The sequence below is a fragment of the Bacillus sp. DX4.1 genome, from assembly GCF_030348195.1.
Lineage (GTDB): Bacteria > Bacillota > Bacilli > Bacillales > Bacillaceae_G > Bacillus_A.
Genome location: NZ_JAUCFT010000008.1, coordinates 3,304,186 through 3,317,924, shown reverse-complemented (window position 1 = coordinate 3,317,924; position 13,739 = coordinate 3,304,186). Strand labels below are relative to the sequence as shown.

Here is a 13,739-nt window from a genome sequence, read left to right as displayed (position 1 = left end):
TGTGCTAATGAACTACTCCACCATGATGATAGCGTACCTATTAATTCGGTGCGTATATTTTCGTGGTGGAGTTTTTTTATTCTCAAAAAGGGGGAAAGACCATGAACGACAGCATGGTTCATATTACAATCGACGGCAAAGAATATAGTGCTAAGCCGGGTTCAACTATCTTGGGCATCATTAATCAGAACGGGATTGAACATCCACAAATCTGTTATGTGCCTGAAGTGGATCCTATTCAAACATGTGATACTTGTATTGTAGAAGTTGATGGAAAACTTGTGCGATCCTGCTCAACGGTAGTGACGAACGGTATGAATATTGAGTTGTCCTCTATTAGTGCCAAGGCAGCACAAACGGAGGCGATGGACCGCTTATTGGAAAACCATTTACTTTACTGTACGGTCTGTGACAACAATAATGGGAACTGTAAATTGCATAATACGGCAGAATTAATGGAAATTGAGCATCAAAAATATCCTTACAAGCCAAAAGTAGATGTGAGTGAGGTTGACATGTCTCATCCATTTTATCGCTATGACCCTAATCAGTGTATCGCGTGCGGTCAATGTGTAGAGGTTTGTCAAAACTTGCAAGTAAATGAAACGTTATCTATTGATTGGGAGGCAGAGCGTCCTCGTGTTATTTGGGACGACGGAGCGGCTATTAACGATTCTTCATGTGTAAGCTGCGGTCAATGTGTAACTATTTGTCCTTGTAATGCTTTAATGGAGAAATCTATGCTTGGTGAAGCTGGATTTATGACTGGGCTGAAGCCGGACATTCTTGAGCCTATGGTTGATCTTATAAAAGAAGTTGAACCCGGATACAGCGGTATTTTCGCTGTGTCAGAAGTAGAAGCTGCGATGCGCGAAACTCGTACGAAGAAGACGAAAACGGTATGTACGTTCTGTGGTGTAGGGTGCTCATTTGAAGTGTGGACGAAAGGACGTAAAATTCTTAAAGTACAACCAACTTCTGAGGCGCCGGTTAACGCAATTTCTACTTGCGTAAAAGGAAAATTTGGTTGGGATTTCGTAAATTCTGAAGAACGCCTCACTAAGCCTTTAATTCGTAAAAATGGAACATTTGTTGAATCAACTTGGGAAGAAGCGCTGGATTTAGTTTCAAATAAATTAGGCTCCATTAAACAACAATATGGTAAAGGTTCTGTAGGTTTTATCTCTTCTTCTAAAATTACGAATGAAGACAATTATGTCATTCAAAAATTAGCTCGACAAGTGTTCGAAACGAACAACGTTGATAACTGCTCTCGTTATTGTCAATCACCAGCAACAGATGGATTGTTCCGTACAATTGGTATGGGCGGAGATGCAGGAACAATTAAAGATATTGCACAAGCAGGCCTTGTTATTATCGTGGGCTCAAATCCAACAGAAGGCCATCCGGTGTTAGCTACTCGTGTGAAACGTGCGCATAAACTTCACGGTCAAAAACTAATTGTTGCAGATCTTCGTAAAACCGAAATGGCAGAGCGTTCAAATATCTTTATTAGTCCAAAGCAAGGAACAGACCAAGTATGGTTAATGGCTGTTACCAAATATATGATTGATCAAGGCTGGCATGATCAACAGTTCATCGACGAGAATGTAAACTTCTTTGAAGATTTCAAAGATAGTCTGGCAGAATATACACTTGAATATGCAGAGAAGATTACAGGCATTTCAAAAGAAACTCTCGTTCAAATGGCAGAAATGATTCGTGATGCAGATGGTACTTGTATTCTTTGGGGAATGGGTGTAACTCAAAATACGGGTGGTTCAGATACTTCGGCTGCGATTTCAAACTTACTTCTTGCAACAGGAAATTATCGTCGTCCAGGTGCTGGTGCGTATCCGCTTCGAGGTCATAACAACGTACAAGGTGCTTGTGATATGGGAACTCTCCCAGGATGGCTTCCAGGGTATCAGCACGTTACCGACGATGTAGAACGTGCAAAATTTGAAATAGCTTATGGGGTAAAAATTGATAACAAACCAGGTCTCAACAACATTCAAATGCTTCACGCAATTGAAGAAGGGAAAATGAAAGCTATGTATCTTGTTGGCGAGGATATGGCCCTTGTAGACTCTAACGCAAATCATGTACATGAAGTTCTATCAAGCCTTGATTTCTTTGTCGTTCAAGATGTTTTCCTTTCTAAAACTGCTCAATACGCCGATGTAGTATTACCAGCAGCACCATCTCTTGAAAAAGAAGGTACTTTTACAAATACAGAGCGTCGTGTACAAAGACTATATCAAGTACTTCCTACGCTGGAAGATGCGAAACCAGACTGGTGGATCGTACAAGCGATTGCAAATAAATTAGGCGCAAACTGGAACTATAGCCATCCAAGTGAAATCTTTGCTGAAATGGCAAGTTTATCGCCACTTTTCGCAAAAGCAAACTATGAAGTGCTTGAAGGCTGGAACAGTTTCCATTGGGGAAGCTTTGAAGGAACGAATACACCGCTTCTTTTCCAAGATGGATTTAACTTCCCAGACAAAAAAGCTCGTTTCGCGATAGCTGACTGGGTACGTCCTGCTGAATTCCCAGCGGAATACGATCTTCATATTAATAATGGTCGTATGCTTGAACATTTCCATGAAGGTAACATGACAAATAAATCAAATGGTATTCAAGCTAAAGTGCCTGGTGTTTTCGTTGAAGTTTCTCCAGAACTTGCACAAGAACGTGGAATTAAAACGGGTTCGTTAGTACGTCTTGTTTCTCCTTTTGGAGCACTTAAATTACGTGCACTTGTAACGGATCGTGTAAAAGCAAATGAGCTTTATTTACCGATGAACTCGACTGATAAAGAATCGGCGATTAATTTCCTAACGGGCCCTGCGGTCGATCAACGTACGAATACGCCTGCATATAAACAAACGAAAGTTCGTATGGAAGTGTTACAAGTAGAAGGTGAAAATCCGATGCCAAAAGCGAATCCTCGTAATAAAAAGCGTCACCCTCAAAATGGGATTGAGGTAAATCGTAAGTGGGCTCGTCCAGGATACGTACACTTAACGGATAACTAGGGAGGAGAAAAGAATATGGCAGCACCTATTAAAGCTATCCAAAAGGATGAGCCAACTGAGGAAGAACAACGACAACAAAAGTTAGAAGATTTAAAAGCACTTCTAGCTGATAATGAAGAAGCTTTAAATCAAATGTTTAATATTGTAGGTGAACTGAATGACATTGGGATGCTGGAAGCTGCAAGTTCTATGCTTAAAGCGAAAGAACCAATCACAAAAATTGTTCTAGGACAAGTCACTCGTGAACCAGTCACGAATTTGATTAATAATATGATGGGCGCCGCAGGAGCTTTAACAGAACTTGATCCGGAACTTACTAAAAAACTTGTAAGTAGTGTATTGACAGGTATGGATGAAGGAAGCAAGCATCTGCAAAGTAATAAAAAAGTAGGAATACTGGACCTTATGAAAGTGCTTAAGGATCCAGATATTAACCGTGCTATCGGATTCGGTCTTCATTTCTTAAAAGGTATAGGTAAGGGGTTAAAAGACGAATAGGTAAGCAACAATAATATTATTTCATAGGTTTTATGTATGTTTGAAATAATTCTAAAAAATGAGCCTTTTCGTCTAATTATTTGAATGAATAATTCAGAGGAAAAGGTCATTTTGTTAAAATATTTATGATGAAGTAGTATTTGAAAAGTATTATTAATGAACCGGAGAGGAATGCAAGTATGTCAAAAATGGTACATGAATTTAATGATATGATACGAAAGCTTCGAAAAGATTTGTTCGGAAAAGGGCCGGAACGAATTCATACTGTATTTGCTGAAAATATGGCTATTGCCACACTTTATGGGAATTTGACACCTACTGAGAAATTCATTTCGGGAACTTTGGATGGCGCGGAAATGGTTCATATGGCTAGAACGAAAATGATTCAGGAAGTTTATGCTGTTAATTCTCGTGAACATTTGGAGGACCTTGTTGGGGCCAAATTAGTTCATCTGTTTTCGGATATGAAAGTAGACGAAGATATTGCAGTTTCAGTATTTGTCTTTGATAAAAATATAACGTGAGAGAAGGATATTGATCGTGAAATCGATACAGGTGGAACGGGAAATTTTCCGGTATGAGAATGGTCAAATTAAGCATATAGAGGACAGCATTGTAACAGAGTTTCCAGTTACGATTAAAATTAACGGACAGGAACTTGTTACAATGGTTAGTACTCCAGAGTATATTGAAGATATGGTAATAGGCTTTTTAGCATCTGAAGGTATTATCCGAAAGTATGAAGACATTGATGAAATATGGGTACAGGATAAAGAAGGTTATGTACATGTAAAAACGACAAAAATCAATCCTTATTATTGTGACATCCAAAATAAGCGTTATATTACTTCATGCTGTGGAATGAGTAGACAAGGATTTGTTTTCGCAAACGATGCGCTGACTGCGAAGAAGATGAATGATATTCGCGTAAAGATCTCTGCTCAGGATTGTTTTCGATTAATGAATGATATGCAGCAATCTGCGGCTACTTTTCAGCATACAGGCGGGGTTCATAATGCAGCTTTATGCGATATGAATGGGATTGTTTTAAGCCGAATGGATATAGGAAGACATAATGCTTTAGATAAAATTTACGGCTATTGTTTAAAAAATAATATTTCTATTGGTGATAAAATTATTGTTTTTAGTGGCCGTATATCTTCTGAAATCTTGTTAAAAGTTGCAAAAATTGGTTGTGAAGTAATATTGTCAAAATCCGCTCCAACTGAGTTAGCACTAGAGCTAGCAGAACAGTTAGGAATTACTACAATAGGTTTTATTCGTAATCAATCTTTAAATGTATATACTCATCCAGAGCGGGTTGTAAATATGAAATAAATGCAAACTGGCTAGAGAATAAAACTTGTACGGAATTATAAAATATGTAAAAGCGAGGCAATAAACATGAAATCTGTCACATTAGACAAATTGCACCGTCCTTTAAAGGATTTACGTATTTCTGTTACCGATCGCTGTAATTTTCGCTGTCGATATTGTATGCCGGAGGAAATATTTGGTCCAGATTATTCTTTTTTGTCTAATGATAAAATTTTATCTTTTGATGAAATTGAAAGGGTGACACGTATTTTTGTTTCTTTAGGTGTAAGAAAGTTGCGTATTACTGGGGGAGAGCCTTTACTTCGGAAAAATCTTCCTGAACTAATCCAGCGACTTAACAAAATTGATGGAGTAGAGGATATCGGTTTGACTACAAATGGATCTTTACTTAAGAAATTTGCTCCTGATTTATATAAGGCGGGTTTATCACGTGTGACAGTTAGTTTGGATTCTTTGGACGAAGAGCGTTTTGCTTATTTAAATGGGAATAGAAGTAAAGTGAAAACGGTTCTTGGAGGAATACAGGCTGCAGCGGAAGTCGGGATGAAAATTAAAATGAACATGGTTGTTCAAAAAGGAAAAAATGAACAGGACATCGTTCAGATGGCGCAATACTTTAAAGAGAATAAGCATATTCTTCGGTTTATTGAATATATGGATGTTGGGAATTTTAACGGCTGGGAATTAGGAGAGGTAGTCTCTAAACAAGAGATATTAGAGATGATTAATAAAGTTATGCCGCTGGAACGAATTGAAGCAAACTATCCTGGTGAAGTTGCTACTCGCTATCGTTATATTGGTAGTGATGAGGAAATAGGAATTATTTCATCTGTAACAGATTCTTTTTGTTCATCATGTACAAGAGCTCGTATTTCCGCAGAAGGAAAATTATATACTTGTTTGTTTGCTTCTAAAGGAAATGATTTTAGAGAATTACTTCGTTCTGGCTATACCGATGAGGAGATTACCGATGCTATTTGTGATATTTGGAATAATCGTTCAGATCGCTATTCAGATGAACGGCTTAGCAATACAAATAAAAAAACATTGCCAAAAATTGAAATGTCGCATATTGGTGGTTGAGAAATAAAGGATATGTTAGGGTAACATTCAAAACATTATGAAAGAAGGCTGTTCGTAGCTTCTTTTTGTTACAGCAAATAGCGCGAAGTGGAAAGTTTGCAAGTTTTGCAGATTTTCTATTTTATAGTAAAAGTGATGATTGATATCCCTGTAAGAGAAATGCAGGGAGATTAAGCAGCATTCAAAAAACCTTACTATGTTAAGGGTTTTTTGAAGCTGCTTTTTTAATTGAAAAAATGGAGGAATTGGTTATGGCATTTCATAAACCGGAAAAAATCGCTGAGCTTGTGATTGAAGCCGGTGTTCAAAAGGTAAGGCAATCGCTATCCGCTATGCTTATTCTCGGCTTTTTAGGAGGAGCATTCATTTCGTTAGGATTTTTGCTTAATATTCGCGTTCTAGGTAATGTACCTCAGCAATGGGGAAGTTTAGTGAATTTTTTAGGAGGAGCGGTTTTTCCTATAGGGCTTATGCTTGTTGTCTTAGCAGGAGGAGAATTAATTACGGGAAACATGATGTCGCTGTCCATGGCATTGTATGCACGGAAAATTTCATTGAAAAATGTGTTAAATAATTGGGTTTGGATCACTTTAACTAACTTTGTTGGTGCACTTTTCGTAGCTTATTGTTTCGGTCACCTTGGCGGGTTGACGGAGGGGGCATATTTAAATAAAACAATAGCGATAGCCCAAGAGAAATTACATGAATCGTTTGGGAGAACTTTAATTTTAGCAATCGGTTGTAACTGGCTCGTTTGCCTTGCAATTTGGTTAGCTTATGGAACGAACGATTTGGTTGGGAAGATTGTTGGAATTTGGATTCCTATTATGGCATTTGTAGTAATTGGATTTCAGCAAGTAGTAGCAAATATGTTTGTAATTTCAGCAGTTATTTTTGCTGGTCACCTTACGTGGATGGATCTTGCTAAGAACTTTGTTCCTGTTTTTATCGGAAATGTAATTGGTGGAGCTGGATTTGTTGGATTTGCTTATTTTTCTTGTTATCAGAAACAAGGTGCTTTAGAGAAAGATTTTTTAAAAAAATAACCGAATATGAAGCAGATTTTTTAATTAATCGATGATTATTTATATGAAAGGAAGGCTATCTAATGATAGAGCGGTATTCACGTCAACAGTTGTTCACTCCTATTGGGAGTAAAGGACAAGAGAAGATTAGAAATAAGCATGTGTTGATTGTGGGAGCAGGTGCATTAGGAAGTGCGAGTGCAGAAGCGTTTGTACGTGCAGGTATCGGAAAGTTAACGGTTATTGATCGTGATTATGTAGAATGGAGTAATTTACAGCGGCAACAACTTTACGCTGAACAAGATGCGATAGAAAAATTACCAAAAGCAATTGCAGCACAGAAGCGTTTAAAACAAATCAATTCAGAAGTACAGATTCATGCTCTCGTGATGGATGCCAGAGTAGAAAATATGGAAGCTTTATTAGACGATGTCGATGTAATTATTGATGCAGCAGATAATTTTGATATTCGATTTGTGATCAATGATCTATCACAAAAATATGATATTCCTTGGATTTACGGTTCTTGTGTCGGGGGATATGGTATGAGCTATACCATTATTCCAAAGAAAACACCGTGTTTACATTGTGTACTTAAAAGTGTTCCCGTTACAGGAGCAACGTGTGACACAGTTGGAATTATTAGCCCAGCTGTCCAAATGGTCGCAGCATATCAAGTGGCAGAAGCGTTCAAAATTTTAGTGGAAGATTTCTCAGCAATTAGAAAAACTTTTTTAATGTTTGATATATGGAGTAATCATCATCATTCTATCAAACTAGGAAAAATAAAAACGGACAATTGTCCTTCGTGCGGAACACATAGAACTTATCCTTATTTATCTTATGAAAATCAAACGAAGACAGTTGTTTTATGCGGAAGAAATACAGTTCAAATTAGAACGGCGCATAATAGTCAGTACAACTTTGACGATTTAGAAAAAATGCTAAAAAAACACGGGAAAGTAGATCGAAACCCGTATTTGCTATCTTGCCAACTAGATGATTATCGCATGGTCATTTTTCAAGATGGTCGTGTATTTATTCACGGGACAAATGAAGTTCAAAAAGCGAAACAGATATACTATCGTTTATTAGGATAATAGAAAGGGTTGGTAATGATGGAAAGAAGAGTGCCGATTGCAGTTGAAGAGGCCGTCCGTAAAGTAATGGAATTTGCCAATCGTGGTTTAAAAGAACTACTGCCACTTGAATTAGCTTACGGACGTACATTAGCAGAGGATTTAGTAGCTGATCACGATGTTCCTTCCTTCGATCGCTCACCATATGATGGGTTTGCTATTAGGGCAGAAGATACTGCCTCGGCAAGTTATGAGAATCCAACTTTATTTGAAGTAATTGGCGAAATTGGGGCAGGCTCCATATTTCCTCAAGAGGTAGGTCCATTTCAAGCAGTTCGAATCATGACGGGGGCGCAAATTCCGAAAGGATGTAACGCAGTTGTAATGCTAGAACTGACTCATCAATATGAAGATGTCGGCAAAACCTATATGGAAGTGAAACGCTTATTCAAAAAAGGGGACAATATTTCCTTTCAAGGTGAAGATGCACGTAAAGGGAAGATTCTTGCGAAGAGAGGTTGTTACATTAATCCGGGTATTTCAGCTCTCCTTGCTACATTTGGTTACAGCGAAGTGCCAGTTGTCAAAAAGCCTGTAATTGGAGTGTTAGCGACTGGGAGTGAGCTTCTTGATGTCAATGAATCACTACAACCCGGGAAAATTCGGAATAGTAATACGTATATGATATTGTCCCAAATTCGAAGAGCGGGTGGAAGAGTAAAGTACTTTGGGAAGTTTAGTGACGATTTGAATACGTGCTTTACAGTTGTAAAAGAAGCGTTAACCCAAGTTGATATGTTAATTACAACCGGTGGTGTTTCAGTAGGAGATTACGATTATTTGCCAGCTATATACAAAAAATTAGGGGCATCGGTTCTTTTCAACAAAGTTGCAATGCGGCCGGGCAGCGTCACGACTGTAGCACAATTAAATAAAAAACTCTTATTTGGATTATCAGGTAATCCTTCTGCTTGTTACGTAGGCTTTGAATTATTCGTAAAACCTAGCATTCGTACTTATATGTTTAGTGAAAAAGCACATTTAAAGCGAGAAAAAGCATTATTAGGAGAAGATTTTCTAAAACCTAATCCATTTACAAGATTTGTACGAGCGAAGCTTAAATATAACGAAGGACAACTAATCGTCTATCCATCAGGATTTGATAAATCTAGTTCAGTTTCTTCATTAGCAGAATCAAACGCTTTTATCGTACTACCAGGCGGTACGAGAGGATATAAAAAAGAGATGTTTGTAGATGTTCTCTTATTAGAAGATAACGAAGGTAGTGAATGGCCTTGGAGCGATATTATTCCATCTTATAAAGTGAGGGGTTCTGATGGGACAAGTACTATTTGAAATCGTAGATACTCCGATTTTAGTCGAAGAAGTAACGAATAAGGTAGCAAGAAGAGAAGCAGGTGCGATTACAACCTTTATTGGAACAGTAAGAGAATTAACAAAAGGAAAAAGAACTTTGCATTTAGAGTATGAAGCATATAAACCGATGGCAGTAAAAATGCTTACTCAAATTGGAGAAGAAATTAAGAAAAAATGGCCGGATGCAAAAATAGCAATCACACACCGAGTGGGACGACTAGAAATAATGGATATTGCAGTTGTAATTGCAGTATCGTCACCGCATCGTAAAGTAGCTTATGAAGCGAATGAATACGCAATTGAACGCATAAAGCAAATCGTTCCAATTTGGAAAAAAGAATTTTGGGAAGATGGAACGATGTGGATTGGAGATCAGCTTGAAAATACTCCGTATTCAGAAGGAAAACCAAAGAAGGAAGAATGAGAAGATGATTACAATTTTACTGTTCGCAAATTTGCGAGAAGAAGTCGGCTCAGATCAATTAGTAATAATAGAAAGACAAGGGATTAATGTTCATCAATTAAAAGAATGGCTGAAAGATAATTACCATTTACAATCGTTGGATAAAGTTATGGTAGCTATTAACGAAGAATTCGCAATCGACGAAGATATTGTAAAAGTCGGAGATACCGTTGCGTTTATCCCACCTGTAAGCGGAGGATAATTCTTTCTATTCTATTTTCACCTTGAATACAGCACCTTTCACACATTAAGGAGGATAATTATGAGTGATTTCTCGCACTGGAACGAAGAGGGAAGAGCCAAAATGGTTGATATCTCTCAAAAGGATATTTCAACACGTACAGCTGTTGCACAAAGTACAATTTCTTTATCTAATGAATTATTTCAAGCGATTCAAAGTGGAGGGCTGAAAAAAGGTGATCCACTTCAAGTAGCACAAGTAGCTGGAATTATCGGTGCTAAAAAAACAGCAGATGTAATCCCTATGTGTCACCCTATATTAATACAAGGAACAGACTTTACGTTCAATTATGAAAAGAGACTAGATGGATATGATTTAATTATACGAGCTACAGTAAAATGTAGTGGTAAAACAGGGGTAGAAATGGAGGCGTTAACTGCCGTATCAATCGCCGCCCTTACTTTTTATGATATGTGTAAAGCTGTTGATAAAACAATGGTCATTAAAGAAACATATTTGGTTCAAAAAACGGGTGGTAAAAGCGGAGATTTTTTTCATAAGTTGAAATGATGAGAATGGATGGAATGGTAATAATGGATTGTTATCGTTTTACGTATGTTATAAATGGTTGGATTGGTATATTAGTAAGTATTGCTAGTAATCTATTCCACTATGAGTAATGAAGCCTATTGTATTAGGTTTCATTACACATGGTGTTTTTTGTATACAAATTAAGAAGACGGAAAGGAATGAGTTTTATGATTACTCATGAAAAAATTATGAACGCTTTAAGCCATGTAGAAGATCCAGAGTTGCACAAAAGTATTGTGGAATTAAACATGGTAAGAAATATTCAAATTGATGGTACACAGGTTCAACTTGGAGTCATTTTAACTATTCAAGGTTGTCCGTTAAAGGCGAAAATTCAACAAGATATTGAAGACTCTCTCCGAAACATTGGAGCTTCTAATGTATCTTTAACATTCGGTTCTATGACACCGGAAGAACGAGCGGCATTAACAGAAACTTTAAAGAAAAATGCTAGAACAGAAACCGGTATGCCTAGTATGCTCCGACCTGATTCAGGTGTACGTTTTATTACTGTGACAAGCGGAAAAGGAGGAGTCGGAAAATCAACTGTGACGATTAACCTTGCTACTGCTTTAGCTCGTATGGGGAAAAAAGTTGGGATTTTAGATGCAGATATATATGGATTTAGTATCCCTGCTATGATGGAAACGAATCAAAAGCCAACAATGATTGATCAGACAGCAATTCCGGTCGTTAGTCACGGTGTTAAAATTATGTCAATGGGATTTTTTACAGAAGGTAATAACCCAGTTATGTGGCGAGGACCAATGTTAAACAAATGGATTCAAAATTTTCTCGTTAACACTCACTGGGGAGAATTAGATTATCTTCTTCTTGATTTACCACCTGGAACAGGAGATGTTGCGATTGATGTCGCTGCGATGATTCCACAAGCGAAGGAAATTATCGTTACCACGCCTCATAATGTAGCTTCATTTGTCGCGTCTAGAGTAGGGGTAATGGCAAAGCATACAAAACACGATATTTTAGGTATCGTTGAAAATATGGCATATTATGAAGAACAAGATGGCTCAAGAAACTATCTCTTTGGCAAAGGCGGAGGCGAAATGTTAGCAGAACAACTGCAGACAGAAGTGATAGCACAAATACCTTTTGCAAAACGTGAAGAAAATAAAGGCTCGTCCGTATATGACGAAGATTCGCTTGTTGGAGAGATCTTTACATCTTTAGCTCAAGATTTTGTCTACAAAGGGTAATATATTAGAAAAAAAAGGCTGGCATGAAAATAGAAATAAATCTTTTTATATAAATATTGCAGTTAACTAAAATAGTTCTTCGTCTCTTATGAATGGAATCGGCGATTATTTCTTATGAAGATAAAATGAAAATTGAAATATAAGGAGTGAATGAGCGTGGGGGAAATTTGTCCTATCCTGCAGATTGTAGGATTTCAAAACAGCGGCAAAACAACGCTCTCAGAAAAATTAATTTTTAGAGCTAGTAAAGCTGGATTAAAAGCGGCATCAATTAAACATCATGGACATGGAGGACCCCCAGATAATGAATTAAGCTCAAAAGACAGTATACGTCATCATGAAGCCGGTGCTGTAATTTCTAGTGTGGAAGGAGATGGTGTCTTACAGCTATGTGCTAAGTTTGATAATTGGGATCTCGAGGAAATGATTAAGTTATATCATTTTTTTTCTGTAGATATTATTTTCGTAGAGGGATATAAGAAAAAGTCTTATCCTAAAGTTGTTTTAATTAGAGATGAGGACGATCTTTCATTGCTTAATTCACTAGTTAATGTCAGGTGTGTAATAAGTCATGTGAAATTGAATAGTAAGGAACTCAAGCATTATCAGGTTTTTCAGCTGGAAGATGATGATTTGTATATAGATTTTTTAATGAAAGAAGCAATGAAAAGGAGCAGGGACAGAACTGTGTAGGATTTTTTGTAATCTAGTATTTGTTGAAGAAATTATCAGTAGTGAATAAAAATTTTGTAACAGATGATGAGGTTGTTAAAAATCGAGATACAATTGCATTTATATTAACATCTCATTCAAGTGAATGTGCATAATGAACTATCTAAGAGGTGATTTTTATGAAGTCAATTGATGCTATAGTTAAAGACTTAAAAAGAAAAGGAATTCGCGCGCAAAAAGTAAATGTTAAACAGATTGATCGTCAACATTGGATAATTTCCACATCATCAAAAGAACTAATCAAACATGCTAGATGGAAATTAAATATCAACATAGTAAAAGAACGGAACTTGTAAAAGAGTGGGATATAAGGAGGGGGATAGAATGTGTAATATAGATCATTCTTTTGAAGATGTAATCAATAAACTTGAAACTCAGCAATACTTTGTATCCGGATTTTTGGTTAAAGACTTACATGAATTTCTAAAGAGCAATCATTCACAGCAAATATTAAATGAACTATTTCACCTTTTAAAAAAGTACGACCTAGCATCTAAAGAAGAGCGGGAGAAAAGAAATGAAAATGGGATTTAAGAGATTGCGTATAACAGTGTTCTTTTTGGTAGCGGCAATTGCAATTGGTGTTGGCTGTTCTGGTAATTTAGATACAAGCAGTGAGTCAAGTAATAAAAAAATTACTGGAGAGAAAAAAGAAAAAGTAGAGTTAACTATATCTGCTGCTGCGGGCTTGCAAGACGCTCTTGTAGAACTTCAAAAAACGTTTGAAAAAGATCATTCCAATATAAAGTTAAAATTTAATTTTGGAGCTGCCGGAGCATTGCAACAACAAATTGCACAGGGAGCGCCGGTAGATTTATTTTTCTCAGCTACAAAAGATAAATGTGATTCACTAGTTAAGGATGGATTAATTTCTAAAGAAGATGGTGTTGATTTATTTGGAAATGAGCTTGTGTTAGTTGTTCCTAAGGATATAGAGTCTAGTGTGAAAAACTTTGGGGATTTAACAAAAAAAGAAGCGATAAAATAAATCGCTTCTTTTTAGTTTGTAAAGATTCTTAATTTATTTGTTATAAGGTGGTAAGAAAGTTACGTTGGTGAAAAAATATCTAGATCAAATAAAAAATTGTCCCAGTGAACTACCCCCACTTAAATT

Annotated in this window: 16 protein-coding genes; all 16 read left to right on the top strand. The window is 36.9% G+C overall.

Features of this window, described 5'->3' with window-relative positions:
- The first annotated feature begins 101 nt into the window (after nt 1-101).
- Nucleotides 102-3,041, top strand: a complete 2,940-nt coding sequence (fdhF, locus tag QUF99_RS19835; RefSeq protein WP_289372232.1) for a formate dehydrogenase subunit alpha — start codon at nt 102-104, stop codon at nt 3,039-3,041.
- 15 nt (nt 3,042-3,056) lie between these two features.
- On the top strand, nt 3,057-3,539 hold the full coding sequence (locus QUF99_RS19830; protein ID WP_289372231.1) for a helical membrane plugin domain-containing protein: 483 nt from the start codon (nt 3,057-3,059) through the stop codon (nt 3,537-3,539).
- A gap of 179 nt (nt 3,540-3,718) precedes the next feature.
- Nucleotides 3,719-4,063 (top strand): Na-translocating system protein MpsC family protein, encoded by a 345-nt coding sequence (locus QUF99_RS19825; RefSeq protein WP_289372229.1) that lies wholly within the window; start codon nt 3,719-3,721, stop codon nt 4,061-4,063.
- A gap of 16 nt (nt 4,064-4,079) precedes the next feature.
- Complete coding sequence (gene fdhD / locus QUF99_RS19820; RefSeq protein WP_289372226.1) at nt 4,080-4,877, top strand: formate dehydrogenase accessory sulfurtransferase FdhD; 798 nt, start codon at nt 4,080-4,082, stop codon at nt 4,875-4,877.
- A 66-nt stretch (nt 4,878-4,943) separates the two neighbouring features.
- Nucleotides 4,944-5,960, top strand: coding sequence for a GTP 3',8-cyclase MoaA (gene moaA / locus QUF99_RS19815; RefSeq protein WP_289372224.1), 1,017 nt, complete (start codon nt 4,944-4,946; stop codon nt 5,958-5,960).
- A gap of 251 nt (nt 5,961-6,211) precedes the next feature.
- Nucleotides 6,212-7,006, top strand: coding sequence for a formate channel (locus QUF99_RS19810; RefSeq protein WP_289372222.1), 795 nt, complete (start codon nt 6,212-6,214; stop codon nt 7,004-7,006).
- 62 nt (nt 7,007-7,068) lie between these two features.
- On the top strand, nt 7,069-8,085 hold the full coding sequence (locus QUF99_RS19805) for a molybdopterin-synthase adenylyltransferase MoeB (RefSeq protein ID WP_289372221.1): 1,017 nt from the start codon (nt 7,069-7,071) through the stop codon (nt 8,083-8,085).
- 18 nt (nt 8,086-8,103) lie between these two features.
- Complete coding sequence (locus QUF99_RS19800) at nt 8,104-9,420, top strand: molybdopterin molybdotransferase MoeA (protein WP_289372219.1); 1,317 nt, start codon at nt 8,104-8,106, stop codon at nt 9,418-9,420.
- Nucleotides 9,401-9,865 (top strand): molybdenum cofactor biosynthesis protein MoaE, encoded by a 465-nt coding sequence (locus QUF99_RS19795; protein WP_289372217.1) that lies wholly within the window; start codon nt 9,401-9,403, stop codon nt 9,863-9,865. The genes QUF99_RS19800 and QUF99_RS19795 overlap by 20 nt, the downstream gene beginning before the upstream one ends.
- A gap of 4 nt (nt 9,866-9,869) precedes the next feature.
- On the top strand, nt 9,870-10,106 hold the full coding sequence (moaD, locus tag QUF99_RS19790) for a molybdopterin converting factor subunit 1 (RefSeq protein ID WP_289372215.1): 237 nt from the start codon (nt 9,870-9,872) through the stop codon (nt 10,104-10,106).
- Nucleotides 10,107-10,166: 60 nt separating this feature from the next.
- The gene (moaC, locus tag QUF99_RS19785) at nt 10,167-10,655 is read left to right on the top strand and encodes a cyclic pyranopterin monophosphate synthase MoaC (RefSeq protein WP_289372214.1); all 489 of its coding nucleotides are present in this window, start codon (nt 10,167-10,169) and stop codon (nt 10,653-10,655) included.
- Nucleotides 10,656-10,843: 188 nt separating this feature from the next.
- Nucleotides 10,844-11,893, top strand: coding sequence for a P-loop NTPase (locus QUF99_RS19780; protein ID WP_289372212.1), 1,050 nt, complete (start codon nt 10,844-10,846; stop codon nt 11,891-11,893).
- A gap of 150 nt (nt 11,894-12,043) precedes the next feature.
- On the top strand, nt 12,044-12,586 hold the full coding sequence (gene mobB, locus QUF99_RS19775; protein ID WP_289372211.1) for a molybdopterin-guanine dinucleotide biosynthesis protein B: 543 nt from the start codon (nt 12,044-12,046) through the stop codon (nt 12,584-12,586).
- Between the two features lie 158 nt (nt 12,587-12,744).
- A complete protein-coding gene (locus tag QUF99_RS19770; RefSeq protein WP_289372210.1) occupies nt 12,745-12,921 on the top strand; it encodes a hypothetical protein in 177 nt (58 codons plus the stop codon).
- Nucleotides 12,922-12,949: 28 nt separating this feature from the next.
- Nucleotides 12,950-13,159, top strand: a complete 210-nt coding sequence (locus QUF99_RS19765) for a hypothetical protein (RefSeq protein ID WP_289372209.1) — start codon at nt 12,950-12,952, stop codon at nt 13,157-13,159.
- Nucleotides 13,143-13,613, top strand: coding sequence for a molybdate ABC transporter substrate-binding protein (modA, locus tag QUF99_RS19760; RefSeq protein ID WP_289372207.1), 471 nt, complete (start codon nt 13,143-13,145; stop codon nt 13,611-13,613). The genes QUF99_RS19765 and modA overlap by 17 nt, the downstream gene beginning before the upstream one ends.
- The last annotated feature ends 126 nt before the right edge of the window (nt 13,614-13,739 follow it).

Coding starts and splice junctions, on each gene's coding strand:
- QUF99_RS19770 (WP_289372210.1), top strand. CDS start 12,745: ATGAAGTCAATTGATGCTATAGTTAAAGACTTAAAAAGAAAAGGAATT.
- moaA (WP_289372224.1), top strand. CDS start 4,944: ATGAAATCTGTCACATTAGACAAATTGCACCGTCCTTTAAAGGATTTA.
- mobB (WP_289372211.1), top strand. CDS start 12,044: ATGAGCGTGGGGGAAATTTGTCCTATCCTGCAGATTGTAGGATTTCAA.
- QUF99_RS19765 (WP_289372209.1), top strand. CDS start 12,950: ATGTGTAATATAGATCATTCTTTTGAAGATGTAATCAATAAACTTGAA.
- moaC (WP_289372214.1), top strand. CDS start 10,167: ATGAGTGATTTCTCGCACTGGAACGAAGAGGGAAGAGCCAAAATGGTT.
- QUF99_RS19800 (WP_289372219.1), top strand. CDS start 8,104: ATGGAAAGAAGAGTGCCGATTGCAGTTGAAGAGGCCGTCCGTAAAGTA.
- QUF99_RS19780 (WP_289372212.1), top strand. CDS start 10,844: ATGATTACTCATGAAAAAATTATGAACGCTTTAAGCCATGTAGAAGAT.
- QUF99_RS19830 (WP_289372231.1), top strand. CDS start 3,057: ATGGCAGCACCTATTAAAGCTATCCAAAAGGATGAGCCAACTGAGGAA.
- modA (WP_289372207.1), top strand. CDS start 13,143: ATGAAAATGGGATTTAAGAGATTGCGTATAACAGTGTTCTTTTTGGTA.
- QUF99_RS19825 (WP_289372229.1), top strand. CDS start 3,719: ATGTCAAAAATGGTACATGAATTTAATGATATGATACGAAAGCTTCGA.
- QUF99_RS19805 (WP_289372221.1), top strand. CDS start 7,069: ATGATAGAGCGGTATTCACGTCAACAGTTGTTCACTCCTATTGGGAGT.
- QUF99_RS19795 (WP_289372217.1), top strand. CDS start 9,401: ATGGGACAAGTACTATTTGAAATCGTAGATACTCCGATTTTAGTCGAA.
- QUF99_RS19810 (WP_289372222.1), top strand. CDS start 6,212: ATGGCATTTCATAAACCGGAAAAAATCGCTGAGCTTGTGATTGAAGCC.
- fdhF (WP_289372232.1), top strand. CDS start 102: ATGAACGACAGCATGGTTCATATTACAATCGACGGCAAAGAATATAGT.
- moaD (WP_289372215.1), top strand. CDS start 9,870: ATGATTACAATTTTACTGTTCGCAAATTTGCGAGAAGAAGTCGGCTCA.